Annotated in this window: 25 protein-coding genes; 4 read left to right on the top strand and 21 right to left on the bottom strand. The window is 72.9% G+C overall.

Annotation, left to right across the window (positions count from 1 at the left end):
- Window positions 1-54 precede the first annotated feature (54 nt).
- Together tsf and rpsB are read right to left on the bottom strand one after the other, a co-directional pair.
- Window positions 55-864 (bottom strand): translation elongation factor Ts, encoded by an 810-nt coding sequence (gene tsf / locus ACERUN_RS18035; RefSeq protein WP_370291482.1) that lies wholly within the window; start codon window positions 862-864, stop codon window positions 55-57.
- Between the two features lie 51 nt (window positions 865-915).
- The gene (rpsB, locus tag ACERUN_RS18030) at window positions 916-1,854 is read right to left on the bottom strand and encodes a 30S ribosomal protein S2 (protein ID WP_370291481.1); all 939 of its coding nucleotides are present in this window, start codon (window positions 1,852-1,854) and stop codon (window positions 916-918) included.
- A 119-nt stretch (window positions 1,855-1,973) separates the two neighbouring features.
- On the opposite strand from rpsB, the gene ACERUN_RS18025 reads away from it, so the two are divergent.
- Window positions 1,974-2,810, top strand: coding sequence for a M23 family metallopeptidase (locus tag ACERUN_RS18025; protein ID WP_370291480.1), 837 nt, complete (start codon window positions 1,974-1,976; stop codon window positions 2,808-2,810).
- Here ACERUN_RS18025 and ACERUN_RS18020 read toward each other — a convergent pair.
- The 11 genes from ACERUN_RS18020 to rplS all read right to left on the bottom strand — a co-directional run bounded on the left by ACERUN_RS18020 (window position 2,758) and on the right by rplS (window position 13,899).
- Window positions 2,758-3,684 (bottom strand): tyrosine recombinase XerC, encoded by a 927-nt coding sequence (locus ACERUN_RS18020; RefSeq protein WP_370291479.1) that lies wholly within the window; start codon window positions 3,682-3,684, stop codon window positions 2,758-2,760. The two genes, ACERUN_RS18025 and ACERUN_RS18020, sit on opposite strands and share 53 nt — an antisense overlap.
- Window positions 3,685-3,696: 12 nt before the next feature.
- Window positions 3,697-4,890, bottom strand: a complete 1,194-nt coding sequence (gene dprA, locus ACERUN_RS18015) for a DNA-processing protein DprA (protein ID WP_370291477.1) — start codon at window positions 4,888-4,890, stop codon at window positions 3,697-3,699.
- Window positions 4,887-6,530, bottom strand: coding sequence for a YifB family Mg chelatase-like AAA ATPase (locus ACERUN_RS18010; RefSeq protein ID WP_370291476.1), 1,644 nt, complete (start codon window positions 6,528-6,530; stop codon window positions 4,887-4,889). The genes dprA and ACERUN_RS18010 overlap by 4 nt, the downstream gene beginning before the upstream one ends.
- Window positions 6,530-6,898, bottom strand: coding sequence for a YraN family protein (locus ACERUN_RS18005; protein WP_370291475.1), 369 nt, complete (start codon window positions 6,896-6,898; stop codon window positions 6,530-6,532). Before ACERUN_RS18005 ends, ACERUN_RS18010 begins: the two co-directional genes overlap by 1 nt.
- 136 nt (window positions 6,899-7,034) lie before the next feature.
- Window positions 7,035-8,621, bottom strand: a complete 1,587-nt coding sequence (locus ACERUN_RS18000) for a hypothetical protein (protein ID WP_372740700.1) — start codon at window positions 8,619-8,621, stop codon at window positions 7,035-7,037.
- Between the two features lie 107 nt (window positions 8,622-8,728).
- On the bottom strand, window positions 8,729-9,217 hold the full coding sequence (locus ACERUN_RS17995; protein WP_370291473.1) for a TadE/TadG family type IV pilus assembly protein: 489 nt from the start codon (window positions 9,215-9,217) through the stop codon (window positions 8,729-8,731).
- A 182-nt stretch (window positions 9,218-9,399) separates the two neighbouring features.
- Entirely contained in the window at window positions 9,400-11,217 is a 1,818-nt protein-coding gene (locus tag ACERUN_RS17990) for a hypothetical protein (RefSeq protein WP_370291472.1), read from the bottom strand.
- 177 nt (window positions 11,218-11,394) lie between these two features.
- Window positions 11,395-11,703: a DUF2469 domain-containing protein gene (locus tag ACERUN_RS17985; RefSeq protein WP_370291471.1), complete on the bottom strand. Its 309-nt coding sequence runs from the start codon at window positions 11,701-11,703 to the stop codon at window positions 11,395-11,397.
- A complete protein-coding gene (locus ACERUN_RS17980; RefSeq protein WP_370291470.1) occupies window positions 11,700-12,491 on the bottom strand; it encodes a ribonuclease HII in 792 nt (263 codons plus the stop codon). The genes ACERUN_RS17985 and ACERUN_RS17980 overlap by 4 nt, the downstream gene beginning before the upstream one ends.
- A 5-nt stretch (window positions 12,492-12,496) precedes the next feature.
- Window positions 12,497-13,399, bottom strand: a complete 903-nt coding sequence (gene lepB / locus ACERUN_RS17975) for a signal peptidase I (RefSeq protein WP_370291469.1) — start codon at window positions 13,397-13,399, stop codon at window positions 12,497-12,499.
- A gap of 137 nt (window positions 13,400-13,536) precedes the next feature.
- On the bottom strand, window positions 13,537-13,899 hold the full coding sequence (gene rplS, locus ACERUN_RS17970; RefSeq protein WP_370291468.1) for a 50S ribosomal protein L19: 363 nt from the start codon (window positions 13,897-13,899) through the stop codon (window positions 13,537-13,539).
- A gap of 462 nt (window positions 13,900-14,361) precedes the next feature.
- Between rplS and ACERUN_RS17965 the strand changes: the two genes are divergently transcribed.
- Together ACERUN_RS17965 and ACERUN_RS17960 are read left to right on the top strand one after the other, a co-directional pair.
- Window positions 14,362-14,679, top strand: coding sequence for a hypothetical protein (locus ACERUN_RS17965; protein ID WP_370291466.1), 318 nt, complete (start codon window positions 14,362-14,364; stop codon window positions 14,677-14,679).
- Window positions 14,680-14,748: 69 nt separating this feature from the next.
- A complete protein-coding gene (locus ACERUN_RS17960) occupies window positions 14,749-15,969 on the top strand; it encodes a Fic family protein (RefSeq protein ID WP_370291465.1) in 1,221 nt (406 codons plus the stop codon).
- Window positions 15,970-16,076: 107 nt separating this feature from the next.
- On the opposite strand, the gene ACERUN_RS17955 is transcribed toward ACERUN_RS17960, so the two are convergent.
- From ACERUN_RS17955 to rpsP, 5 genes are all read right to left on the bottom strand, one after another.
- Window positions 16,077-17,357 carry an ammonium transporter gene (locus ACERUN_RS17955; protein WP_370291463.1) on the bottom strand — a complete coding sequence of 427 codons (1,281 nt, stop codon included), beginning with the start codon at window positions 17,355-17,357 and terminating at the stop codon, window positions 16,077-16,079.
- 209 nt (window positions 17,358-17,566) lie between these two features.
- Window positions 17,567-18,742, bottom strand: a complete 1,176-nt coding sequence (gene trmD / locus ACERUN_RS17950) for a tRNA (guanosine(37)-N1)-methyltransferase TrmD (protein ID WP_370291462.1) — start codon at window positions 18,740-18,742, stop codon at window positions 17,567-17,569.
- Window positions 18,739-19,377, bottom strand: coding sequence for a ribosome maturation factor RimM (gene rimM / locus ACERUN_RS17945; protein ID WP_370291460.1), 639 nt, complete (start codon window positions 19,375-19,377; stop codon window positions 18,739-18,741). Before rimM ends, trmD begins: the two co-directional genes overlap by 4 nt.
- A gap of 109 nt (window positions 19,378-19,486) precedes the next feature.
- Window positions 19,487-19,726 (bottom strand): RNA-binding protein, encoded by a 240-nt coding sequence (locus ACERUN_RS17940; protein ID WP_370291458.1) that lies wholly within the window; start codon window positions 19,724-19,726, stop codon window positions 19,487-19,489.
- A gap of 4 nt (window positions 19,727-19,730) precedes the next feature.
- A complete protein-coding gene (gene rpsP, locus ACERUN_RS17935; RefSeq protein WP_370291457.1) occupies window positions 19,731-20,213 on the bottom strand; it encodes a 30S ribosomal protein S16 in 483 nt (160 codons plus the stop codon).
- Window positions 20,214-20,635: 422 nt separating this feature from the next.
- Between rpsP and ACERUN_RS17930 the strand changes: the two genes are divergently transcribed.
- Window positions 20,636-21,271, top strand: coding sequence for a hypothetical protein (locus ACERUN_RS17930; protein ID WP_370291455.1), 636 nt, complete (start codon window positions 20,636-20,638; stop codon window positions 21,269-21,271).
- A 111-nt stretch (window positions 21,272-21,382) separates the two neighbouring features.
- Here the strand turns inward: ACERUN_RS17930 and ACERUN_RS17925 are convergent, their stop codons facing one another.
- Genes ACERUN_RS17925 through ffh form a run of 3 tightly spaced genes read right to left on the bottom strand, consistent with a single transcriptional unit; the run spans window position 21,383 to window position 24,463 of the window.
- Window positions 21,383-22,462: an amidohydrolase family protein gene (locus tag ACERUN_RS17925; RefSeq protein ID WP_370291454.1), complete on the bottom strand. Its 1,080-nt coding sequence runs from the start codon at window positions 22,460-22,462 to the stop codon at window positions 21,383-21,385.
- 30 nt (window positions 22,463-22,492) lie between these two features.
- Window positions 22,493-22,861: a hypothetical protein gene (locus ACERUN_RS17920; protein ID WP_370291453.1), complete on the bottom strand. Its 369-nt coding sequence runs from the start codon at window positions 22,859-22,861 to the stop codon at window positions 22,493-22,495.
- 24 nt (window positions 22,862-22,885) lie between these two features.
- A complete protein-coding gene (ffh, locus tag ACERUN_RS17915; protein WP_370291452.1) occupies window positions 22,886-24,463 on the bottom strand; it encodes a signal recognition particle protein in 1,578 nt (525 codons plus the stop codon).
- Window positions 24,464-24,501: the final 38 nt, after the last annotated feature.

Here is a 24,501-nt window from a genome sequence, read left to right as displayed (position 1 = left end):
GGCCGGCCGCCCCGGGCGGGGCGACCGGCCGTCGAAGCGGTGGTGCGGGGCGCCTCAGGCACCGACCTCGAAGCGCGCGAAGCGCTTCACGGTGGTGCCGGCGGCGTCGAGGACGGCCTTGACCGTCTTCTTGCTCTCGGTGACCGACTCCTGCTCGAGCAGCACGATCTCCTTGAAGAAGCCGCCCAGGCGACCCTCGACGATCTTGGCGACGGCAGCCTCGGGCTTGCCCTCCTCGAGCGTCTTCTTGGTCAGGACGTCCTTCTCGGCAGCGACGACGTCGGCGGGGACCTCGTCGCGGGTGAGGTACTGCGGACGCAGCGCGGCGACCTGGCGGGCGGCGCCCTTGGCGGCCTCCTCGTCACCCTCGTACTCGACGAGCACGCCGATGGCGGGGGGCAGGTCGGCGGCACGCTTGTGCAGGTAGACCGCGACCGGGCCGTCGAAGTAGGCGACCTGGCCGAGCTCGATCTTCTCGCCGATGGTGATGGCCAGGCCCTCGACGACCTCGCCGACGGTCTTGCCGTCGAGCGGGAGCGCCTTGGCGGCCTCGGTGTCGGCGGCCTTGCCGGCGTCCACGGCCTCGGCGATCTTCTGCGCCGCGGCGATGAAGTCGTCGTTCTTGGCCACGAAGTCGGTCTCGGACTTGAGCTCGATGAGCGCGCCACCCACGTTGGCCACGAGGCCGGCGGAGGTCTCGCGCTCGGCGCCGCGCGCGGCGGCCTTGGCGGCACCCTTGACGCGGAGCAGCTCGACGGCCTTGTCGAAGTCGCCGTCGGTCTCGTCGAGCGCCTTCTTGCAGTCCATCATCCCGGCGCTGGTGAGCTCACGGAGCTTCTTCACGTCGGCGGCGGTGAAAGCCATGGATCCTCCCTCGGATCTGATCTGGTCGGGTGGGTGGGTGACCGGGCCGGATCAGGCCTCGGCGGCCTCGGTGGACTCGGCCTCGGCGGGGGCCTCAGCCGGCGCCTCGGCAGCGGGAGCCTCGGCGGAGGGGGCCTCAGCGCCCTCGGAGGAGGCACCGGTGGCCTCGGAGGCGGGGGCGTCGCTGGAGGCGTCACCACCGGTCGCGTCGACGGCGACCTTCTCGGCCTCGCCCTCGAGGAGCTCGCGCTCCCAGGCGGCGAGGGGCTCCTCGGCGGCACCCGAGGTGCTGCTGGCGCCCGAGCGGGCCAGGAGGCCCTCGGCGGCGGCGTCGGCGATCACGCGGGTCAGCAGGCCGACGGCGCGGATGGCGTCGTCGTTGCCCGGGATCGGGAAGTCGACGTCGTCGGGGTCGCAGTTGGAGTCGAGGATCGCGATGATCGGGATGCGCAGCTTGCGCGCCTCCTCGACGGCGAGGTGCTCCTTGTTCGTGTCGACGATCCACACGGCCGACGGGGTGCGCGCCATGTCGCGGATGCCGCCGAGGGTCTTGTCGAGCTTGTCGCGCTCCCGCTTCATCTGCAGGAGCTCCTTCTTGGTGCGACCCGAGCCGGCGACGTCGTCGAAGTCGATCTCGTCGAGCTCCTTGAGGCGGTTGATCCGCTGGTGCACGGTCGAGAAGTTGGTGAGCATGCCGCCCAGCCAGCGCTGGTTGACGTAGGGCATGCCCACGCGGGTGGCCTGCTCTGCGATGGCGCCCTGGGCCTGCTTCTTGGTGCCGACGAACATGATCGAGCCGCCCTTGGCCACGGTGTCCTTGACGAAGGCGTAGCTGCGGTCGATGTAGGCCAGCGACTGCTGCAGGTCGATGATGTAGATGCCGTTGCGGTCGGTGAGGATGAACCGCTTCATCTTCGGGTTCCAACGACGGGTCTGGTGTCCGAAGTGGACGCCGCTCTCAAGGAGCTGGCGCATGGTGACGACAGCCATGATGGTGTCTCCTGTGGTGGTTTCCAGTTGGGCCTGTCGTGCTGCGCGCGGCCCGACCCGCCGGCGCACCGGAGGGACTGGGGGCTGCGCCCACGCGCTGAGGACCTGGAGGTCCGGACGTGGCGTGCGGCACGAGCGAATTCCGGACCGAGACGGACCGGTGGGCCCAGCGTACGGCCCGGCGCCCCTCGCGTACCAATCCCGGTCGACCGGCGTCCACAGCCTGGTCGGCCGCACCTCGTCGTCCCCAGGCTCCCGGCACGGCCGGGCCGCCGACGGGCCGGACCGCGCAGGCTGCTGCTGTGCCCAGACCTCCCGCCACCGTTCCCGGCCGACGGGCCACTCGCCGATGCGCTGCGGCGCTGACCGTGCTGGCCGTCGCCGGCGCCACCGTGGTCCCGGGGCGTGCCGCAGCGGACACCGACCCCGTGGGTCGCTGGCCTCTGTCCCCCGCACCACGCGTGCTCCGCGGATTCGAGCCGCCTCCCGCGCCGTGGGCCGCCGGCCACCGCGGAGTCGACCTGGTCGGGCGGCCGGGCCAGGAGGTGACCGCTGCCCTCGCGGGGCGGGTGGTGGTGAGCGCGGTCATCGCCGGGCGCGGCGTCGTGGTCGTGGGCCACGGCGACACGCGCACGACCTACGAGCCGCTCGAGTCGCGCGTCGAGGTGGGCCGGACCGTGGAGGCGGGCGCCCGCCTCGGCCTCCTCTCCCCCGGCGGCTCCCACTGCGCGCCGGCGTCCTGCCTGCACTGGGGGTGGCGCCGCGGCGAGCGCGGCGACGGCGAGTACCTCGACCCGCTGCGGCTCGTCGGCCCGCGCCGGGTGCGGCTCCTCCCACTGGACGACGCCCTGCCAGTCGGCAGCGCGCCGGCTCACAACCGAGGGGCGAGCGCCGTAGGCGACCTCAGGCTCGCGGATGTGCCTGGCGGTAGGCGCGTCGCAGCCGTTCGGTGGTGACGTGGGTGTAGCGCTGGGTCGTGGCGAGCGAGGCGTGCCCGAGGATCTCCTGCACCGACCGGAGGTCCGCGCCGCCTTCGAGCAGGTGCGTGGCGGCGGTGTGGCGGAGTCCGTGCGGGCCGAGGTCGGGAGCGCCGGGCACGGCGGCGAGGCGGCGGTGCACGAGGGTGCGCACCGCGCGCTGGTCGATGCGGGCGCCGCGCGCTCCCAGGAACAGGGCAGGACCGGAGCCGAGGACCGCCAGCGCGGGGCGTCCCTCGCCGAGCCACCGGTCGAGCGCCCGGGCGGCCGGCCGGCCGAAGGGCACCGCGCGCTCCTTGCGCCCCTTGCCGAGCACCCTGATGACCCCACGGTCGTGATCGATGTCGTCGACGTCGAGACCGCACAGCTCACCGACCCGGATCCCGGTGGCGTACAGCAGCTCGAGGACGGCGACGTCGCGGTGCCCGATCGGCCCCTCCTCCTCCGCCGCGCGGGCGGCCTCGCGCACGAGATCGCGGGCGTCCTGCACCCGCAGCACCTCGGGCAGCGTGCGGTGGGGTCGCGGGGAGGCCAGCGACGAGCCGATGTCAGCCGGTATCCGGCCGGTGCGCGCCAACCAGGCGGTGAAGACCCTTGCGGCCGTGGCGCGTCGGGCGAGCGTGGTGCGGGAGAGGCCGAGGCTCTGCTGCGTGGCCAGCCAGCTGCGCAATCCGCGCAGGTCGAGGCCGTCGGCGTCGACGACGCCCCGTCGGCCGGCGTGATCGAGCAGGCTCTCGATGTCGCCGAGGTAGGCGCGCACGCTGTGGGCGCTGAGGTCCCGCTCGCTCACTAGGTGGCGCTCGTAGTCGGCCAGCAGTCGCGCGAACGCCTCCGACAGCGGCTCCTCCTCCACCGCTCGAGTGTCTCAGCCCAGGGCGCTCGGACGAAGGCGCCACCCCGCCGGGGTGCGCTCGGCCAGGTCGACGCCCGCGAGGCCGTCGAGCAGCGTCGCGACCTCCTCGGGCGCCAGGCCGGCCACCCGCGCCACCGACTCCACGGGCGCCGGTGCCGCCACCGGGAGGGCGTCGAGCACCTGGCGGGCGCGCACGCTGAGGCCGTCGCGCGCGTCGAGCGGCGCCCGCGGTTCGGCGACGACGTGGTGCCCCGCCTCGCTCACGAGCTCGAGCACGTCGTCGCCGCCGGTGACGAGCGTCGCCGCTCCACGACGGATCAGCTGGTGCACGCCCTGGGAGGCGGCACTGGTGAGAGCACCGGGCGTGCCCATGACGGGCCGATGCAGCCGTTCGGCCCAGTTGGCGGTGTTGAGGGCGCCGCTGCGCAGCGCCGCCTCCACGACCACCGTTCCACCGGTGAGCGCCGCGATCACCCGGTTGCGAGCCAGGAAGCGGATGCGGAAGGGCGAGGCTCCGGGAGGGGCCTCCGACACGAGGGCGTGGTGCTCGGCAAGGTGCTCGAGCATCGCGCGGTGCGCAGCCGGGTAGGCCCGGTCGACCCCGCACGCGAGGACGGCGAGGGTCGGGCCGTCCGCGCTCAGCGCGCCCCGGTGGGCCGCGTGGTCGATGCCGAAGGCGCCGCCGGAGACGACCGGCCGGCCCGCCCGGGCGAGGTCGGCGGCGATCCCCGCGGCGACGTGCTCGCCGTAAGTGGTCGCCGAGCGGGACCCCACAATCGCCACCGCCTCCGCGAGTCGATCGAGGCGCAGGGGGCCGCGCACCCACAACCCCACGGGCACCTCCCCCCGGTCCTGCAGCACGCCGGTGTCGGCGAGGTCGTCCAGACGGGTGGGCCATTCGGCGTCGCCGGGGATGACGAAGCGGATGCCGCGGCGCCGTGCCGCCTCCAGCACGGGAAGAGGCTCCACCTGGGCGAGCCGACCGGCTGCGGCCCCCAATTCGGGTCGCAGGTCGGGGTGGTGGACCAGCAGGTCGAGGAACTCCTGGGCACCCAACCGGCGCGTCAGGCCGAGGATGCGCGCGTCACCGGGCTCGGCGACGAGGCTGAGCGTGGCCCTGGCCAGTCGTTCGGGATCGACGGTCGCCGAGTCGGCGGTGCTCGGCGCGGCGATCGAGGGAGCCGCAGAGGGATCGGGGCCGCTCACGACGCGACCTCCCCCGCCACGGGTCGACGTCGCACCGTGGCGCTGTCGAGCGGCGTGCCGGAGCGCAGGCGGAGGGCGACCTCGACCGCCTCGACGCCGGGCGGGCGATCGACGGCGACGGCCCGGCCGGCGTCGACGGCGCGGAGGTCGGCGACCGTCCACGCGAGGCGCTGCACCCGCACGACACCGCGCGCGCTGAGGCGCCCGGCGCCGGCCGCGGCGTCGATCAGACGAGCCGCGCCGGGCTCGAGCGGCCAGTCGTGCTTGAGCCTCGGCCCCGGGACGTGGGCGTTCAGGCGCCAGCCGCACCCGTCGAAGCGTGCGGCCTGCCGCGCGCGAGCAGCCGCCACCCGCTCGCGCACCGCGGCGGAATCCTCCGCGGGTGCGAACGGATCGACGTCGGCCGGCGACATCGCGCGCACGTGGCGCACGATGTCGATGCGGTCGACGATCGGCCCCGACATCCGCGCCTCGTAGACCCGGCGCACACGGTCGAGGCAGCGGCACCGGTTCGTGCTGGCCTGCGCCGTCCAGTTGCCGCAGGGGCAGGGGTTGCTCGCGAGCACGACGAGGGCGCGGGCCGGCAGCGTGACCGACTCCTCGCGCCGGGCGATCGTGATCTCGCTGCTCTCCAGCGGCTGGCGCAGCGCCTCGATGAGGTCGGCGCGGAAGAGCGGGAACTCGTCCAGGAAGAGGACGCCGCAGTGCGCGAGACTCAGCTCGCCCGGCCTGACCCGACCGCTGCCCCCGCCGATGACGCTGACCTTGCTGGCGTCGTGGTGCGGCGCTGCGAACGGTGGACGACGCGCCAGCCCGGCCCCCGGCGCGACCGCGCCCGCCAGCGACTGCAGCGCGGTGAGCTCGAGGGCCTCCTCCAGAGCGAGGTCGGGCAGAAGGGTGGGCACCCGCTCGGCGAGGCTGGTCTTGCCGCAGCCCTTCGGCCCGGTCAGGAGGATGGCGTGTCCGCCCGCGGCGGCGACCTCGACCGCGTACTTCTCGTCGGCCATCCCCGCGAGATCGGCGAGGTCGACCTCGTCGAGGCGATCGGCGCCGCGCCACTGCACCAGCTGGGCCCCCGAGAGCTCGGCGACGGGTGGCGCGAGCGGAAGCTCGTCGGCCCCGGAGACGACGGCCGCCACCTGGGCGAGCGAACGCACGCCGATGACCTCGAGGTCGGGCACGAGCTGGGCCTCCTCGCACTGCGGCTCGGGGACGAAGATCCGGCGGATGCCTCGCTGCGCGGCCGCCAGCGCCATCGGGAGGACGCCGGGGGCGGGTCGCAGCCCTCCCGCGAGGGTCAGCTCGCCGATGAAGGCCGAACGCTCGAGCAGCGCTCGATCCACCTTCTTCAGCTGCTCGGTGGCCAGCAGCACGCCGATCGCCATGCTGAGGTCGAAGTGCGGCCCGCTCTTGGGAAGATCGGCGGGCGAGAGCAGGAAGGTGGTGCGCCGCGAGCTCGGCCACTGGAACTCGCTGTTCGTCACGGCCATGCGCACGCGGTCGAGGCCCTCGCGGATGGCGGCGTCGGCCCGGCCGACCACCACCATGCCGGGGGTGCCCTGCGACACGTCGGTCTGGATGTCGATGAGGTGCCCGAGCGCGCCGTCGAGGGCGACGCCGTGGGTGGTCGCGAAGCTCATCAGAGCAGCCCCGCCACGTGCTCGACCACGGCCGGCCCCCGACGCGGCCGGAGCACGGCCACCAGGTCGATCCGCACGCCGCTGGGACGCACACCGGACTGCTCGCACCAGAGCTCACCGAGCAGCTTCAGGCGCTCGAGCTTGGCGGGCGAGACGGCCTCGTGGGGCGACCCGGCGACCAGGCTGGTGCGGGTCTTGACCTCGCACACGACGAGGTCGTCGCCGTCGCGCAGCACGAGGTCGATCTCACCGCTCGCGCACCGCCAGTTGCGATCGAGCAGCACGAAGCCGCGGTCGAGCAGGTGGCGGAGGGCGACGTCCTCGCCGTAGGCGCCGAGCGCCTGGCGGGCATGGGCTGTGGTGACCATGGACCCACCCTCGCCGTCGCGGCGACACCGACCGCCCTGCGTACCCGGTCCCTGTGGAGGGGCGAGCGTCGTCCACAGCCGGACGCCACTGCACCGCGGGCTGGAGGGAGCGGAGGGGCTCGTGGGAGCCCGCCGGTCAGCCGACGAGTTTCGGGATGCCGCAGTCGGCCTTGGGGCGGGCGTAGACCTCGGCACCTGCGATGTTGATGCCGAGCGCCTTCAGCAGCGGTGACAGCACGCCGTAGTCGAGGGCCGTGAGGATCGGGTTGAGCACGACCGACACGAGCGGGGTCACGACGCCGTTGACGATGCCGCCGAGCAGCGTGTTGACCAGGAAACCGATCAGCGGCACGTTGGGCAGCACCGCCAGGTTCGAGTCGGGCGTCAGGTTCGGGATGCCCAGCGAACCGTCGCCGGTGCTGAAGGGTCCCGTGCCGGCGTAGTTCTCGTCGGTGACGGTGATCGAGCCCGCCTTCGTGTCACCGCCCTTGGGCGAGGTGTAGAAGCGCACGTAGCCGTTGATGACGTTGATGCCCGTGACCTTGACGCTGAGGGCGTTGAGATTGGTGGTGCTGCCGACCACGATGTCGAGGCTCAGCAGGCCGTTCGTCACCAGGAAGTCGAGCTTCTTGGTGGCACTCATGCACGTGACCTGGCTGAGGGCCGCCGCGCTCGGCGTGAGCCTCAGCTTGATCGAGATCGGCGCCGAGATGACGCCGACGCCGAGGTTCACGTTCGCGAGGTTGCCCGAGATGTCGAGGTCGACCTGCGAGGAGCGGCCCACCACCACGTTGGGACGACCGCACACCAGCGTGGGGCGCTGCGCGACGGTCAGCCTGGTCGTGAGCGAGCTCAACCCCGCCACGTTGACGTCGAGGTTCGGCACCGAGACGGCGTTCGTCCCGTTCGCCACGAAGGCCGTCGCAGTGACGAGGTCGAAGAGGTTCACCACAGCGTCGAGCCCGGCGGCCCCGGTGGTGTCGAGCCCGACGATGTCGGCGACCCGCACCACGACGTCCTTGGCTCCGACCGTGGCCAGACTGTTGAGCAGCGCGACCTGCGCGGCGTTGCCGCCCTGGGCGCCGATCACCTGGGCCAGCGCGAGGTAGAAGCGTCCGACCGTGACGCTCGAGCTCAGCAGCTGGTCGAAGCCTCCCGCCACGAGGTTCGTGCCGACGAGGTCGATGAGCTTGACGTCGATCCCCGCCAGGCCCTGGGCGTCGAGCACGGTGATCGGGATAGTGGTGCCCAGCGCGCTGAGCAGTGGGCCGAGGATGTAGCCGTCGCCGAGGTTGATCCGGGCGGCGTAGCTGCCCACGGAGTAGCAGGCGCCCATCGAGGCCTGGCTGATCGCCGTGCGAGCCGCGCCACCGCTCGACCTCCCGAGCACGCCGCCGAAGGCGAAGCCGACGTCGGTGCGCGCCACGACCTTCACCGCGGTCGGGACCCCCGAACCGGTCACGGGCGTGAACACGTTGTTCTCCAGGCGACCGAGGTCCCAGGTGAGTCGCGGCGTGGTGCCGACGCTGCCTGCATTGCGGGCCAGGCTCTTGGCCAGCTGGGCGTCCATCACCGAGGCCAGCGCGCTGCGGGTGCGGCCGTCGAGCTGGCGGGAGAGGTCGAGGGCCACCACGTCGGCGATCGCCTGCATGTCACGGCGCGCCGCGCGCTGCACCCCGAGGTCGACGGCGAAGGCCGCGCTGCCCACGAGCACCAGCGTCATCAGCAGGGCCACGATGACCGCGGCCGCGCCCCGCTCCCCCCGTGGACGACGCCCGCTCGCCGCGCCACGCAAGGCCGCGCGCCACCGCCGCCCCCTCGACGCCATCGTCAGCTCACCCGGGCGACGGAGCTGTACCGGAGCTGCTGCGGCAGCACGATGCCGATGCCCGGAACGGGCACCAGCGGGTTCGCGCGGTAGCTGTAGTTGAGCGTCACCGTCACGCAGCGGACGCTCGCAGCCTCGCCCGCACAGGTGGCCACGCCGATCGCGCACGAGCCCACCGTCGTGGCGCCCTTGACCAGGGCGGTGCCGCTGCAGGTGACGCCGTAGGAGTCGAGCGACTCGTTGACGGCCGCGCGCGCCTTGGTGACCCGGTCCGCGTCGGTCTGCGACACCGCGGCCGCGCGGGCGCCCTCGGCGGCGGCCTGGCTGATGCCCTGGCGGAAGCTGAGCATGTAGCCGTAGCCGATGATGCCGAAGACCAGCAGCAGGAGGATCGGGAGCACGAGGGCGAACTCGACCGCGGCCGCGCCGCGCTCCCCCGTGCGGGCGCGCGACAGCGTGCACGCACCCCTCCAGCGCACACGCTCCCGCATCGCCTCGACCTCCCGTTCGCCCTCCGCCGCGCCCGTGGGCGCCGCCGGCCCAAGGTAGCCGCGGATCCGGGTGCCGAGCAGCCGATCCGGGTGGACTCTGACCGCCCGGTCGCGCGGGCATAGCCCGTCGGGACCATCGTCCTCGGGACACCGCCGGGTCCAGGGTCGCGGACCGGCGTGGATCAGCCGACGAGTCGGGGGATTCCGCACACCGCCCCCACTCCGAAGACGTCGGCGCCGGCCAGCCGCAGTCCGATCATGCGCGCCACCGGCCCGATGAACTCCTGATTGATGTTGTCGATCAGCGGCTGGAGGGACTTCTCGAAGAAGCCCTTGCCGCTGGTGACGAGCTGGTTGACCACGAGGCTGGTGAGCGCGGTGACGGCTGAGGGCAGTGCCTCCTTGCCGCCGATCTTCACCGACGTCACCGTGCCGACCACCGTGCTCGGGTCGAGGTGGATCGTCGAGCCGGTCGACACCGGGGTGGTGTCGTTGGGGGGCACCGAGAGCGACGCCGTGCCGGAGCCGCCAGCGACACTCGCCCCGACCGAGAGCCGCACGTTCACCTCGACCGAGAGGTTCGAACCGAGGAGCAGGAGGTTGCCGAGCAAGCTGGTGATCACGTTCGTGAGGCCGAGTCCCAGCAGGTCGGTGAGCTTGAGATCGCCGCCCACGGTGACGTCGGCGTCGAGCCGGAAGCTCGCCGCGTTGGTGGTCACCGCCACGGAGAAGGTCGACGGATCCGCGGCGGTCTGGGCGCCGCACCGCACGGCCGGCGGAGCAACCAGCCGCCCGCGACCCGAGCCGGCGTCGATCACCAGCGAGCCGGTGCCCTTGGGTGTCTGCAGCGTGCCGAGACCGGCGAGGTTGATGCTCGGGAGGTTCGTGAACGCGATCCCCACGGTGCCGGCGAGCTGAGCGGTGTCGGCCTGCGCCACGTTGGGTGCGCCGCAGGCGAGCTCGGCGGCCGAGATCAGGTTGAGCCCTCCGGTGAAGGAGAAGCCCACACCGGGCACGTTGGACTGCAGCTTCGGGATGCCCACGAAGTACTGCCCGTCGGCCAGACGCGCCGAACCGACGATGTCGAGCGCGCTGAGCCCGACCTCGAGCGCCGCGCGGTCGGTCGGGGCCACGTTGAGCACGTTGCCCAGGCGGATCGCGCCGACGGCGAGAGCCGTGGAGGAGTTCGCGATCCGCGTGAGCGCCGTGATCGCCGCCGCGTTGCCTCCCTGCGCGCGCAGCGCCTCGGCCATGGCGAGCACGAGATCGGAGTAGCGGATCGTCCCACCCAGCAGGGCCTGGGGTGAGCCGATCGATGCGAGAGCGGTCAGCTGCGAGAGCCTCAGGTTCGCCGCGGCGAGCGCCTGGTAGGAGACGAGGTCGAGCGAGACGCCCAGCAGGTCGTTGAGCGGCGCGAGCACCGTGCTGTCACCGCTGCGCACCGCCGCGACGAACGTCCCCAGCCGGAAGCAGGCCGTCGAGGAGCTCTCCGCGGACGCCGTGCGCTGCGCCGCGCCGCTCGAGCGTCCGGTGACGCCGGCGAAGGCGAAGCCGACCGAGGCCCGCGCCTGGACGCGCACGGCACTCGGCACCCCGCTGGTCAGCACCTGGAAGCCGGTCGCGGTCGTCGTCCCGAGGTCGACGACGAGGGTGACGCCGCCGGTGCGCAGAACGTCGGCGTTGCGAGCGAGTGTGCGCTGCGAACTCGCGGCCACCACCGGCGTCAGCTGGGCCACCGTGCGGCCGTCGAGGTCGCGCGCCAGATCGAGGGCGACCACGTCGGCGACCGCCTGGAGGTCGGCGCGGGTGACGCGCTGCAGGCCCAGGTCGACCACGAAGGCCGAGGAGAGCATGAGGATCGACACGATGAGCGCGACCAGCAGGGTGACGGCGCCCCGTTCGCCCCGGCGTCGCCGTTGCACGGCACGGCGGAGAGCGCCGAGCGCGACGACGGCGGGCAGCCGTCGACGACACGCTGTCGTCGTGTCCGAGCGATCCACGAACGACCCTCCCCCCGGTGGTCGATGCACGGGCGAACCCGTGCTCCGGCCAGTCGGTCGGGGCGGATGGCTCCTGAGCACTACCGCGAGAGTCGGGACCCGGTCAGGGACCCGGGCGGGACCGTCCTGGGAGCCCGATCGGCCAGCGCGGCGAACCGGGCCCGTGGAGCGACGGGGTCAGGACTTCGGCAGCTCGAGGTCGGAGCCGGCGAGCTCCTCGACGTTGACGTCCTTGAAGGTGAGCACCTTGACGTTCTTGGCGAAGCGGGCCGGGCGGTACATGTCCCACACCCAGGCGTCGGCGATGGTCACCTCGAAGAAGACGTCGCCGTTCTCCGAGCGAGCCTTCACGTCCACGGAGTTGCACAGGTAGAAGCGCCGGTCGGTCTCGACGACGTACTTGAAGATGCCGACGACGTCGCGGTACTCGCGATAGAGGTTCAGCTCCTGCTCGGTCTCGTACTTCTCGAGCTCCTCGGCACTCACGACGCCGACTCTAGTCCCCCGGCGGCCAGCGCCGAGGCGGCGCCGTCGGGGACGACGCCCGGCAGGCGCCACGAGCGCCGGTGCTGCGCGCACGGGCCGAGGCTGCGCAGCGCCTCGAGGTGGTCGGGTGCCGCGTAGCCCTTGTTGACGTTCCACCCGTAGCCGGGGTGCTCGTCGTGCAGGGCGATCATCAGGGCGTCGCGCTCGGTCTTGGCCAGGATGCTGGCGGCGGCGACGCCGGAACAGCGCAGGTCCGCCTTGATCCGCGTGACGACCGGCGGCACCTGCGGCAGGAGGTCCGCGTGCGCCGCACCCTCCCCGGGCGCCTCGCCGTCCGCGCCCTCCGGGCCGACGCGATGGCGCAGGTAGTCGTGGTTGCCGTCAAGCAGCACGAGGTCGGGGCGGACGTCGAGCCCCGCGAGCGCCCGGTGCCCCGCCAGGCGCAGTGCCGCGACGATGCCGACGGCGTCGATCTCCGCAGCGGTGGCGTGCCCCACCGCGTGGGCCACGGCCCAGCGCCGCACCCGCGGAGCGAGCCGCACCCGGGCCTCGGGCGTGAGCAGCTTGGAGTCGCGGACCCCCGCGGGGGCCGTGGGCGTGTCGAGGCGCATGACGACCATGCCGATCGTCACCGGCCCGCTCAGCGCTCCGCGCCCGACCTCGTCGGCGCAGGCGAGGTGGACGACGCCCTCGCGCAGCAGCGACCGCTCGAAGCGCAGGCTCGGACGCGACCCACCCGCGGACGGACGGGCCGGGGCGCCCGGACGACGGGGAGCGGGAGCAGCCACCGACCTCAGCGCTCGGCGAGCTCGGCGGCGCGCTTGCGCAGGTCGGCCGGCGGGTCATCGGGCACGTCGGCGAAGGCGTCGGCGGTGCCGATCCAGCGCCAGCGGCTCTGCGGCCAGATCAGGGTGAACACCTTGCCGACCACCAGCGAGGTGTCGACCCAGGGGCTCTGGGTGCACGGATCCTCACCGGGGGCGCACAGGTGGGCCCGGGAGTCGGCGGAGTTGGCCCGGTTGTCGCCGAGCACGAACAGCTTGCCCTTCGGCACCGGCCCGATCGTCCACCGGCACGGCTTGCCGAGCGGCGACTCGTCGTCGGTGAGGAAGTCCTCCAGCGACGCGTTGCACTGGCCGGGGTCCTTCGCGAGGTACTGCGACTCGTCGATCGGCTTGCCGTTGACCATGATCCGGCCCTGGGAGTCGCAGCACGAGATGATGTCGCCCTCGGTTCCGATCACCCGCTTCACCAGGTGCCCGCCAGTCGGGTAGAGCCCGACCTTCGAGAGCAGGTTGGCCAGGCCGCGCGGGCCGGCGTCCTCGGCGCCGGTGAGCCAGTTGCCCGGGTCGGCGAAGACGATGACGTCGCCGCGGTCGGGGGATCCGCCGAACCAGTACGACGGCTTCTGCACGAGGATCCGGTCGTTCTGGACGAGGCCGGGCTCCATCGATTCGGACGGGATGTAGAAGGCCTGGACGAACAGCGCCTTGATCAGCACCGCCAGGCCGAGCGCCACGGCGACGAGCAGGATGCTCTCCTGCCACACCGGCAGGTGGCGCTTCTCCTCCGCGCCACCAGCGCTCGCGCCGGCGCCGGACTCGGTGGCAGCGCCCGCGGTGTGCTTGCCCCCGCCTCGCTCGCCCTCGCCTCCGACAGGGCCGGCAGGGACGTCGTCGGGCTGGTCGGTGCTCACGAGGGTCGAGTCTAAGCAGCCGCCGACCCGATCCCGTCACCCGCCACTCCCCGCGTCAACGGACGTGCCCAGTTGAACGCCACGGGGGCCCGACCGTGACGGTCGGGCCCCCGTGGAAAGCGCTGGAGCGGGAGCGATCAGAGCTCGCGACGCTCCTTGATCTTGGCGGCCTTGCCGCGCAGGTTGCGCAGGTAGTAGAGCTTCGCGCGGCGGACGTCACCGCGGGTGACGACCTCGATCTTCTCGAAGATGGGCGAGTGGAGCGGGAAGGTGCGCTCGACACCCACACCGAAGGACACCTTGCGCACCGTGAAGGTGCGGCCGATGCCCGAGCCGTGGACGCGGATGACGACGCCCTGGAAGACCTGGACGCGGGCGCGGTTGCCCTCGACGACCTTCACGTGGACCTTGACGGTGTCGCCGGCACGGAAGGCGGGGACGTCGTCACGCTTGGCGGCGTTGCCGAGCTCGGTGACGAGGGCGGGGCTGGGGTTGGTCATGGTTCTCCTCGCGAGTGCCACAGGTCAGCCGCGGACGTGGGTGGATGCGACGCGGTGCGCGGTCGACGGTTCCCCTGTGGCAGAAGCGTCCGCGAACACCGACCCGTGATCATCCCACAGCGGCGTGGCGCGATAGAAATCTGCGACCTCCCCGTCGGAGGAGGCTGATCTGCTCGGTCGGGCAGCCGGGCCGATCCACCCGGACCCACGACGCGCTGCGGTCGTTCCCACCGGGTCACGGTGTCACCTTGGTCACGCGGGTCCGCTGATCGATCATTTGACTCGGCTTTGTTCTGTTCTAACTAGGGCCGCACCGCGCTCCCTCACGACTCCCGCCCCGACGCGCGCGTCGCCCCGGCGACCCGCATCGCCCCGTGCCCGGTCGACCTGGTCGAGGGCGGACCCGAACGCAACGCCGGCGGTCTGCAGTCGCTCATCCCCTTCGCGCCCGCCTTCGGCCCCTTGTCCTCCGAGGCGTTCGCGGCGGCGGCCGCCTACCCGCCGGCGGTGCAGCTCATCGGGCCGATCCTCAGCCAGTACCCCCGCTACGAGCAGCAGCTGGCTCCGCTGGTGACCCCGCTGATCGCCGCCTCCGCCCAGGGCGGTACCACCCTGTGCGACCTGCTGAGCCCGCCCTGCGCGCCCTACCGCACCCAGGTCCTGGAGGCCGAGGCGGCGCTGGCCGCGGGCATCGCCCCGCTGACGCAGCAGCTGGTCAACACCCCGGTGGGCGGTTGCGTGATCGAGCTCCAGAACGCACTGCTCGCCTCCGCCGGCTGATCACCGCGCCGCCCCGGCGTCGGAGTCGTTCTCCGACGCCTGGGCGGTCGCGTCCGGGACAATCGGGCCATGAGCGCGCGCCTCGACCTCGACTGGCAACCGCACCGCTACGAGGTGCGGCCCTGGCAGCAGCGCTCGGCCCGCGGGCCGAGGATCGACCGGACGGTGCGCGAGATCCGGGTGAGCCTGCCGCCGCTGATCCGCGACCTCGACTACCCCATGGACCGGCCGCTCGCCGCGATGACGCAGGCCTGCGCCGGCGACCTGGGCCACCTCGACCTGGTGCACGGGCGCACCCTCAGGGCGCTCAACCACCTGCAGCTGCGCACCGAGTCGGTCGACTCCTCGAAGATCGAGAACGTCGACGCCAGCCTGGCCGACTACGGTCGCGCGCTGCTCGGCGTGGGCGCCAACGCCTCGGCGATCTCGATGGCCTCGGCCACCGCCGCCCTCACCCGGATGATCCGCGACGCCGACGCCACCCGTCGCATCCGCTCCGAGGCGATCCTGGCCGCCCACCACGACCTGTTCCGGCGCAACGCCTCCGAGGCCCACCGGGCCGGCACCTACCGCACCACCCAGAACTGGGTCGGCGGCAGCGACTACTCGCCGCGCGACGCCCTGCACGTGCCTCCCCCGCCCGAGACCGTGCCGGACTACCTCGACGACCTCTTCGCCTTCGCGAACCGCGACGACCTGCCCCCCGTCGTCCAGGCCGCGATCGTGCACGCGCAGTTCGAGTCGATCCACCCCTTCATCGACGGCAACGGCCGCATCGGACGCACACTCATCCACGCGGTGCTGCGGCGCCGCCGCGCCACACGGCACCTCACCGTGCCGATCGCCTCGGCCCTCGTGGCGCATCGCGAGCGCTACTTCGCCGCCCTCAACGACTACCGCGCCGGCAATGCGCGCACGATCGTGGCGATGCTGGCGGTCGCCATCCGCATCGCCACGAGCGAGTCGTGGAAGGCCGCCACCGACGTGGTCGAGATCCGCGAGGCGTGGGGTGAGCGCGCCGGGTCGCCGCGTGCCGGCACCCCGCTCTTCCGGCTGCTGGACCTGCTCACGGAGGAGCCCATCGCCAATCTCGCCCTCGTGCGCGAGCGCCTCCACCTCGGCGAGGACGACGCCCGCGCGGCCCTCGCGCAGGCGCTCGATGCCCGCGTGCTCGTGAAGGCCCCCCGCTCGCGCCGCGCCCCGGTCTGGCTGGCGCGCGACGTGCTCGACGAGGTCGAGGACCTCAGCACCCGCATCGTCGCGGGCAGCCGGGCGCTGCGGTCCGACTGACGTCCGCCGGGGAGGGACCCGGAACGCACCTCAGGCCCGCCCCGCCGAGCGGCGGGACGGGCCTGAGGACCGGGTGTCAGCGGCGGGAGCAGGCCGCGACGGGGGTGTCAGTTGATCGCGTAGCCCTCGCCGTGCAGCGCGAGGTCGATGCCGGCGATCTCGTCCTCCTCCTTGGCGCGGAAGCCGATGGTCTTCTCGATGACCGTGCCGATCACGAAGGCCATCACGAAGGAGTAGGCGGCGATCGCGACGGCCGGGATGGCCTGGACGATCAGCTGGTCGATGTTGCCGCCGGTGAACAGGCCGGTGTCGATCGCGAAGAAGCCCAGGTAGAGGGTGCCGATGAAGCCGGCGACGAGGTGGATGCCCACGACGTCGAGGCTGTCGTCGATGCCGATCTTGTACTTCAGCTCGATCGTGACGGCGCACACGCCACCGGCGACGAAGCCGAGGACGATGGCCCAGATCGGCGAGAGGTTGGCACAGGCCGGGGTGATGGCGACCAGACCGGCCACGATGCCCGAGGCGGCGCCCACCGCGGTGGCCTTGCCCTCCTTGAAGTGCTCCACGACGATCCAGCCGACGAGCGCGGCGGCCGGGGCCACCATGGTGTTGACGAAGATCAGGCCGACCTGGCCGTCGGCGGTCGCAGCGCCGCCGTTGAAGCCGAACCAGCCGAACCACAGGATCGCGGTGCCGATGAGCACGAGCGGCACGTTGTGCGGCTGCGCCTCCTCCTTGGAGAAGCCGACCTTGCGCTTGCCGAGCACGATCGCGAGGGCCAGGGCCGCGGCGCCGGCGTTGATGTGCACCGCGGTGCCACCGGCGAAGTCGATGGTGCTGACGTCGAAGCCGAGGTGTGCACCGAGCTGCCCCACCCAGCCGGTGAACGTGGTGGAGCCGTCCTCGTTGACCACGAAGGCGAAGACCCACGAGGCGACGGGGAAGTAGACGAGCGTGGCGAACACGCCGGCGAACAGCATCCAGGGCCAGAAGCGGGCGCGGTCGGCGATCGAGCCGGAGATCAGCGCGACGGTGATGATCGCGAAGGTCGCACCGAAGATCGCGCTGGCGAGCACGACACCGGCGGCGGCACCGCCGTCACCACCCTCGAACGCCGCCTTCGCGGCGTCCTGCAGACCGAAGTCGGAGAACGGGTTGCCGAGCACCTCGGGGATCCAGTCGTTCGACGTGCCGTCGACGAAGGCCTGGTTGAAGCCGTAGAGGACCCACAGGACCCCCACGAGTCCGATGGATCCGAAGCTCAGCATCATCATCGAGATGACGCTCTTGGACTTGACGAGGCCGCCGTAGAAGAACGCCAGGCCGGGCGTCATGAAGAGGACGAGGGCCGCGGTGAGCAGCAGCCACATCACAGGAAGGGTCATCGAAAGGAACTCCTCGGGAGAGACGGGTCTGACCTCGACCCACCAGCTGAGGCCGCCGCCATTGGCGGCCCGCGTCTGGTCCCGAACTCTGACCGCCCGCCGTTTCGCGCAGCCGAGCCGTTCGTTTCGCGGGCGTTACAGGTTGGGCCAGGGTGTGACGTGGCGGTGAACACCTCGGCCCGCCCGCTCGCCGCCAGGCTCCCCGAACGTCATCGACGGCGGGGTTTGGTGAGCACGATCGCCCCCGGCGGCGCCTCGAGGTCGGCGCGCACCCGGAACCCGGCGCGACGGTAGAGCCGCTGGTTGTCGGAGCTCGCGGCCCCTGTGAACAGCACGTAGGACGACGCCTCGGCGGGCGCCACGGCCTGGATGTGCTCCAGGAGCCGCCGCCCGAGTCCTTCTCCCTGCAGGTCGGGGGCGACCATGAGCCGCCCGATGTCCCAGGCGCCCGCGGTCGGGCCGTCGTCCAGGAGCCGACCCCGCACGGCGCCCACCAGGCGGCCGGAACGGCGCAGCACCCAGGTCTGCCACGTGCCCAGCCAGGCGCGGACGTCGTCCAGGCTCTCATGGAGGGCCGGGATGTCGAGCCGGTCGTTGGCGAGGGCCTCCTGCATCCAGCAGGCCCGCTGGAGCACGAGCAGCTCGGGGGCGTCGGAGGCCGTCGCGGGGCGCAGCACCTCGTCGTCGGCGAGCACGCTCGGCGCCAGCAGGTCGGGTCGGCGGCGGGCCGTGCGCTCCACCGACTGCTCCCGACGCCAGCGGGCGATCCGACCGTGGTCGCCCGAGCGCAGGACGTCGGGCACCGCGCGGCCCCGCCACGTGGCCGGCTTCGTGTAGACAGGGTACTCCAGCAGGCCGCCCGTGCCGGCCGCGTGCGACTCCTCCTCCAGCGACGCGGCGTTGCCCATGAAGCCGGGCAGCAGGCGCACGACCGCCTCGGTGACGGCCAGCGCCGCCACCTCGCCGCCGTTCAGCACGTAGTCGCCGAGGCTGATCTCGACGACGCGGGCGCGCTCGCCCGCCTCGTCGATCACCCGCTGGTCGATGCCCTCGTAGCGCCCGCAGGCGAACACCAGGTGCTGCTCGCCGGCCAGCTCGGCGGCCAGGGCCTGGTCGAAGCGGCGTCCGGCGGGGCTGGTGACGACGACGACCGAGGCGTCGGTGAGGAGCTCGTCGAGCGCCTCCCCCCAGGGCTCGGGCCGCATCACCATGCCGGCGCCTCCCCCGTAGGGCGTGTCGTCGACCGTGCGGTGGCGGTCGTGGGTCCAACCGCGCAGGTCGTGGACGCCGAAGCTCACCAGACCGCTGTCCGCCGCGCGCCCCGGCAGCGAGAGCTGCAGCGGGGCGAAGAAGTCGGGGAAGATCGTGACGTAGTCGAGCCTCACGCCCGGCCCTCGTCGGCGTCGGCGTCGGCGGCGGCGGCGTCGGCGTCGGCGGCCTCGTCGGGGAACGGCGTCACGAGCCCGGGGCGGTCGGCCACCACCACGCGGCCACCCGCCAGGTCCACCTCCGGCACCAGCGCGCTCACGAAGGGCACGAGCGCGTCGCGGCCGTCCGGCGTGCGCACCCGCAGCAGGTCCTGGGCACCGTGGACGACGCCCGCGACCACGCCGAGGGCGCGCCCGTCGACGTCCACGACCGCGAGGCCCTCGAGCTGGTGGTCGTAGAACTCCTCGGGGTCCTCGGGGCGCTCGTCGACCGGCACGTCGAGGGCCAGGACGACGCCGCGCGCGCCCTCGGCCGCGGTGCGGTCGGCGAACTCCTCGAAGGTCACGAGCAGCACGCCCTGGTGCCAGCGGGTGCGCCCGACGGTCAGCTCGTCGAGCGCGAAGGCGGCACCGCGCGGGGGGCGGGCCCGCAGGCGGGCGCCGACGGCGAACCGGCGCTCGGGCTCGTCGGTGCGCACGTCGATGGTGACCTCGCCGCGTACCCCGTGGGGCTTGCCGATCCGGCCCACCACGACCTCCAGGCTCTGCTGCTGCGAAGGTGGCTGCGGAGGTGGCTGCGAGGAGTTGTCCACGGGGCCGAAGCGTACGCCGAACCCGCTCGTGGACGACGAACGGGCGCCCCCCGGTGAGGGGGACGCCCGTTCGCTCACCTCACGCCGTGCGGTCGGCGCGGGTGCCGCCTCAGCGGCGGTCGGTGTCGACGAAGTCGACCCGGGTGGTGCTGTTGCCGGCGATCGCCGCGATCACGGTGCGAAACGCCGTGGCCGTGCGACCGCCGCGCCCGATCACCTTGCCGAGGTCGTCGGGGTGCACCCGGACCTCGAGGATCGAGCCGCGCCGCAGCTGCTTGTCGCGCACCACGACGTCGTCGGGGTGGTCGACCACGCCGCGGACGAGGTGCTCGAGCGCGTCGGCGAGCATCGGCTCAGGCCTCCTCGGCGGCGGGCGCCTCGGCGGTGGGCTCCTCGGCGGGGGCCTCGGCCGGCTTCTCCTCGGCGGCGGGCTCCTCGACCTTCTTCTCGGCCTTCTCCTTCTTGGCGGTCACCGCGGCGCCCTTGGGCTCGTTGGCGGCCTCCTTGAGGGCCTCGTTGAAGATCTCGAGCTTGTCGCGCTTCGGCTCCTTGACCTTGAGGGTGCCCTCGGCGCCCTCGATGCCCTTGAACTTCTGCCAGTCGCCGGTGACCTTGAGGATGGCCTCGACGGCCTCGCTCGGCTGCGCGCCGACGCCCAGCCAGTACTGCGCCCGCTCGGAGACGACGTCGATGTACGACGGGTCCTCCTTGGGGTGGTACTTGCCGATCTCCTCGATCACCTTGCCGTCGCGCTTGGTGCGCGAGTCGGTGACGACGATGCGGTACTGCGGAACCCGGACCTTGCCCAGGCGCTTGAGTCGGATCTTGACGGCCACTTGAGTGGTGTCTCCTTGAGAACTGGTGATGGGTGGGACCGGGATGGCCTGGGTGGGGAACACCGGCCGCCGGCCCCGGTTGGCGCTGCACGGGCGGATGAGAGGGATCTACCCGCGCAGAACTCAGCGCCCAAGCATGCCAGAGGTCGGCGGCACGCCCGAAATCCGCCGAGGGGTGCCGCGCGCCGGCCGGACGGGCCCTGAGAGGTGCGCCCGTCACCGCGACGAGGAGGAGACGAGGAGGAGCGACGTCCCAGGGACGGGGGTCCCGCCGGCGTGGTCGCTACGGACCCGTGCGGACGGTGCGCGCGAGGGTGCCGACAGGTGGCTCCGCGCGGCGAGGATGGACGCGTCGACCAGGAGGTCGACGCTCCCGGCCGCTCCTCCCGGAGCGGCACAACCGTCCACGGAAGGACACCGCCATGCTCCGTCTGCGCCGCAGCACCGTCGCCGCTCTCGCCGCCGCCAGCCTGCTCGCCACCCCCGCCGCCACGGCGCTCGCCGCCGGCACCGCCAGCGCCGCGCCCCACGCCGCTCACGCCGCCCACGCGGCCCACGCCGCCCACGGCAAGGCCGCCCAGCGCGGACCGGGCGCCCGCAGCGTCCTGCGCGAGATCGCCGCCAAGGACCGCTACCTCACCCGCCTGGCCTCCTCCCGTGCCCTCAAGCGGCTCGCCGACGACCAGGAGGCGACGCTGACCGTCTCCATCACCGCCGATCGCTCCATCCTCGACGCCCTCGCCGACGCGGTGAAGGCCGGCACCACCAGCGTGCGGGAGGCCCGCACCCAGCTGCGCGCGCTGCGGGTGGAGAACTACCAGCGCGCGATCGCACTGCTCAACGCCGCCAGCCGCCTGCTCGCCCAGTCGCCGGCCGACGCCAACCTCGAGGCGATGGTCAAGGACCTGGTCACGGCCGCCCTGGGCATCGACGCCAGCAGCACGCGAGCCGATCTCAAGGCGGCGGGCTCGCTGCTGGACGCCGCCGCGGACCTGCTCGACGGCCTGCTCGGCGCCCTGCTGGGCGGCGGCGGCGCCGACGGCTCCACCACCGCCTGAGCCAGCACCACCCTCACCGGCGACCGCCGGGCGCGCCGTCGGCACCGCGCGCCCGGCGGTCCTGTGCCATCAGGTCCAGCCGATCAGATCCAGCCGATCAGGTCCAGCCGATCAGGTCCGCGCCACCACCCGTCCCCTGAGGACGACGCACGCCGGCTCGGCCAGCACGGTGAGGTCGAGGCGCGGATCACGGGGGTACACCACGAAGTCGGCGGGGTCGCCCTCGTCGAGACCGCCGGGGAAGCCCAGCCAGGCCCGTCCGCGCCAGGTGGCGGCGGCGAGCACCTCCTCGGCCGGCAGCCCCATCGCGTGCAGGGCGAGGATCTCCTCGTGCAGAACGCCGTGGCGCGTCGTCCCGCCGCCGTCGCTGCCCACGTAGAGCGCGATCCCGGCCTCGTGCGCCTGCATCAGCACCTCACGGCGCCGCCGGTGCAGCTGCTCCATGGTGGCGGCGTAGGCGGGGAACTTCTCACGGCCGGCCTCGGCGAAGCCCGGGAACTTGTCGGTCTGCAGCACCGTGGGCACGAGCGCGACGCCGCGCGACGCCATCGCCTCGAGGTGCTCGGGGGCCAGCCCGGTGCCGTGCTCGATGCAGTCGATGCCCGCCTCGAGCAGCGGACCGATCGAGGAGGTGCCGAAGCAGTGGGCGGTGACCTTGGCGCCTGCCGCATGCGCGGCGGCGATCGCCGCCGCGACGGCCTCGGCGGGGAAGGACGGCGCCAGGTCGCCGTCCTCGCGTGAGATCCAGTCGCCGACCAGCTTGACCCAGCCGTCCCCGGCAGCGGCCTGGCGGGCGACCTCGTCGGCCAGCTGCTCCGGCTCCACCTCGTGGGCGTAGCCCCGGATGTAGCGGCGGGTGCGCGCGACGTGGCGCCCGCAGCGGATCAGCCGCGGCAGGTCCTCGCGCTCCTGCACCCAGCGGGTGTCGGCAGGCGACCCGCAGTCACGGGTCAGCAGCACCCCGCTGTCGCGATCGGCCAGGGCCTGGCGCTCGATCTCGTCGTCGGGCACGGCTCCGCCGTCCTCGAGGCCGAGGTGGTTGTGGGCGTCGACGAGGCCGGGCACGATCCAGCCGCTCGCGGCCAGCTCGGCGCCCGCGGGGCGTTCGTAGGTGACGGTGCCGTCGACGACGAACAGGTCGCGGCTCTCGCCGCTCGGAAGGACGGGGCCGGAGAACCGCAGCGCGCTCACCCGGCGGACGCTACCAACGACCCGCGCTATTCAGAGCTGCGACAGCAACCAGGTGGGCGACAGCGTGGTGGCCCCGACGCCGTGCACCCGCGCGTCCAGCGCGCGGTCGGCCGTGACGACGACCGTGCGGTGCCCGCGCTCCACCGCCCGCTTGGCCTCCTCGACGATGGTGCGGTCGCCGTCGCGCGCGGCGTGCACGGTGCGCACGTGGGCGTCGCGTCCGGCCCGCACACCGCCCTTGGCCTGCCCTTCCAGCACGAGGACGACGAACTCGAAGCCCACGTCGGCGATCAGGAGCTGCTCGTGCAGGCGCTGGGCGGCCCCGGCGCGGTCCTTCCACCAACCGTCGGGGCGCGCGCCGACGACGTTGGCGGCGTCCACCACCAGTGTCGTGACCATCGGCTCCTCCTCGCGGACGTGCGCCTACTTGAGGAACTTGGAGAAATCCTTGGGCAGCTCGAGGTTCTCCGCGGCCGCCTCGTAGTCGATGTCCTGGCCGATGCCGAACGGGTTCGGGGTCGCCGCCGCCGCGCGCTCCTTGGCCGCTGCGGCCTCCTGCGCCGCCTTCGCCGGGTTGCCCGAGCGGCGCTGACCGCCCTTGCCCTTGGCCTTCGCCTTCTGCTTGGCGTTCGCGCGCTTGCCGCCGCCGGGGCCGCCCATCCCCGGCATTCCGGGCATTCCGGGCATTCCGGGCATGCCTCCGCCGCGGGCCATCTGCATCATCATCTTGCGCGCCTCGAAGAAGCGGTCGACGAGCGTGTTGACGTCGGCGACGGTGCGACCCGAACCCTTCGCGATGCGGGCGCGACGCGATCCGTCGATGATCTTGGGGTTGTCGCGCTCGGCCGGGGTCATCGAGCGGATGATCGCCTCGACGCGGTCGATCTCGCGGTCGTCGAAGTTCTCGAGCTGCTCGCGGATCTGCCCCATGCCGGGCAACATCCCGAGGATCTTCTGCATCGAGCCGAGCTTGCGCAGCTGCTGCATCTGGCTCAGGAAGTCGTCGAGGGTGAAGTCGCCGCCGGTGATCTTCTGCGCGGCCTTGAGCGCCTCCTCCTGGTCGAAGGCCTTCTCGGCCTGCTCGATCAGGGTCAGCACGTCGCCCATGTCGAGGATGCGCGAAGCCATCCGGTCGGGGTGGAAGACGTCGAAGTCGGTCATCTTCTCGCCCGACGAGGCGAACATGACCGGGCGGCCGGTGACCTGGCGGATCGACAGCGCCGCACCACCGCGCGCGTCGCCGTCGAGCTTGGTGAGGACGACGCCGTCGTAGCCGACGCCGTCGAGGAAGGCCTGCGCGGTGCTCAGCGCGTCCTGGCCGATCATCGCGTCGACGACGAACAGCACCTCGTCGGGGGAGATCGCGTCGCGGATCCCGGCGGCCTGCGCCATCATCTCGGCGTCCACGCCGAGGCGGCCCGCGGTGTCGACGATCACGACGTCGTGCAGGCGGCGCTTGGCCTCCTCCACCGAGGCGCGAGCCACCGACACCGGGTCGCCCACGCCGTTGCCCGGCTCGGGGGCGTACACCGGGACGCCGACCTTCTCGCCGTTGACCTGCAGCTGCTGCACGGCGTTGGGGCGCTGGAGGTCGCAGGCGACCAGCAGCGGCGTCTTGCCCTGCTCCTTGAGCCACAGCGCGAGCTTGGCCGCGAGGGTGGTCTTGCCGGCACCCTGCAGGCCCGCGAGCATGATGACCGTCGGACCGGTCTTGGCGTAGCGCAGACGACGCGTCTCGCCGCCGAGGATCGTGACGAGCTCGTCGTTGACGATCTTCACGACCTGCTGGGCCGGGTTGAGGGCGCCGCTCACCTCCTCGCCGCGGGCCCGCTCCTTGACGGCGGCCACGAAGTCCTTGACCACGGGCAGGGCGACGTCGGCCTCCAGCAGCGCGATGCGGATCTCGCGCGCGGTGGCGTCGATGTCGGCCTCGGAGAGCCGACCCTTTCCCCGCAGGTTCTTGAAGGTCGCGCTGAGCCGGTCGGAGAGTGTGGCGAACAAGAGCGTTGCTTCCTCGTGGGAATCGTCGGTGGTGTGCG

Origin of the sequence: Nocardioides sp. (assembly GCF_964229035.1) — a bacterium.
Lineage (GTDB): Bacteria > Actinomycetota > Actinomycetes > Propionibacteriales > Nocardioidaceae > Nocardioides.
This window is presented reverse-complemented; position numbering and strand designations above follow the sequence as displayed.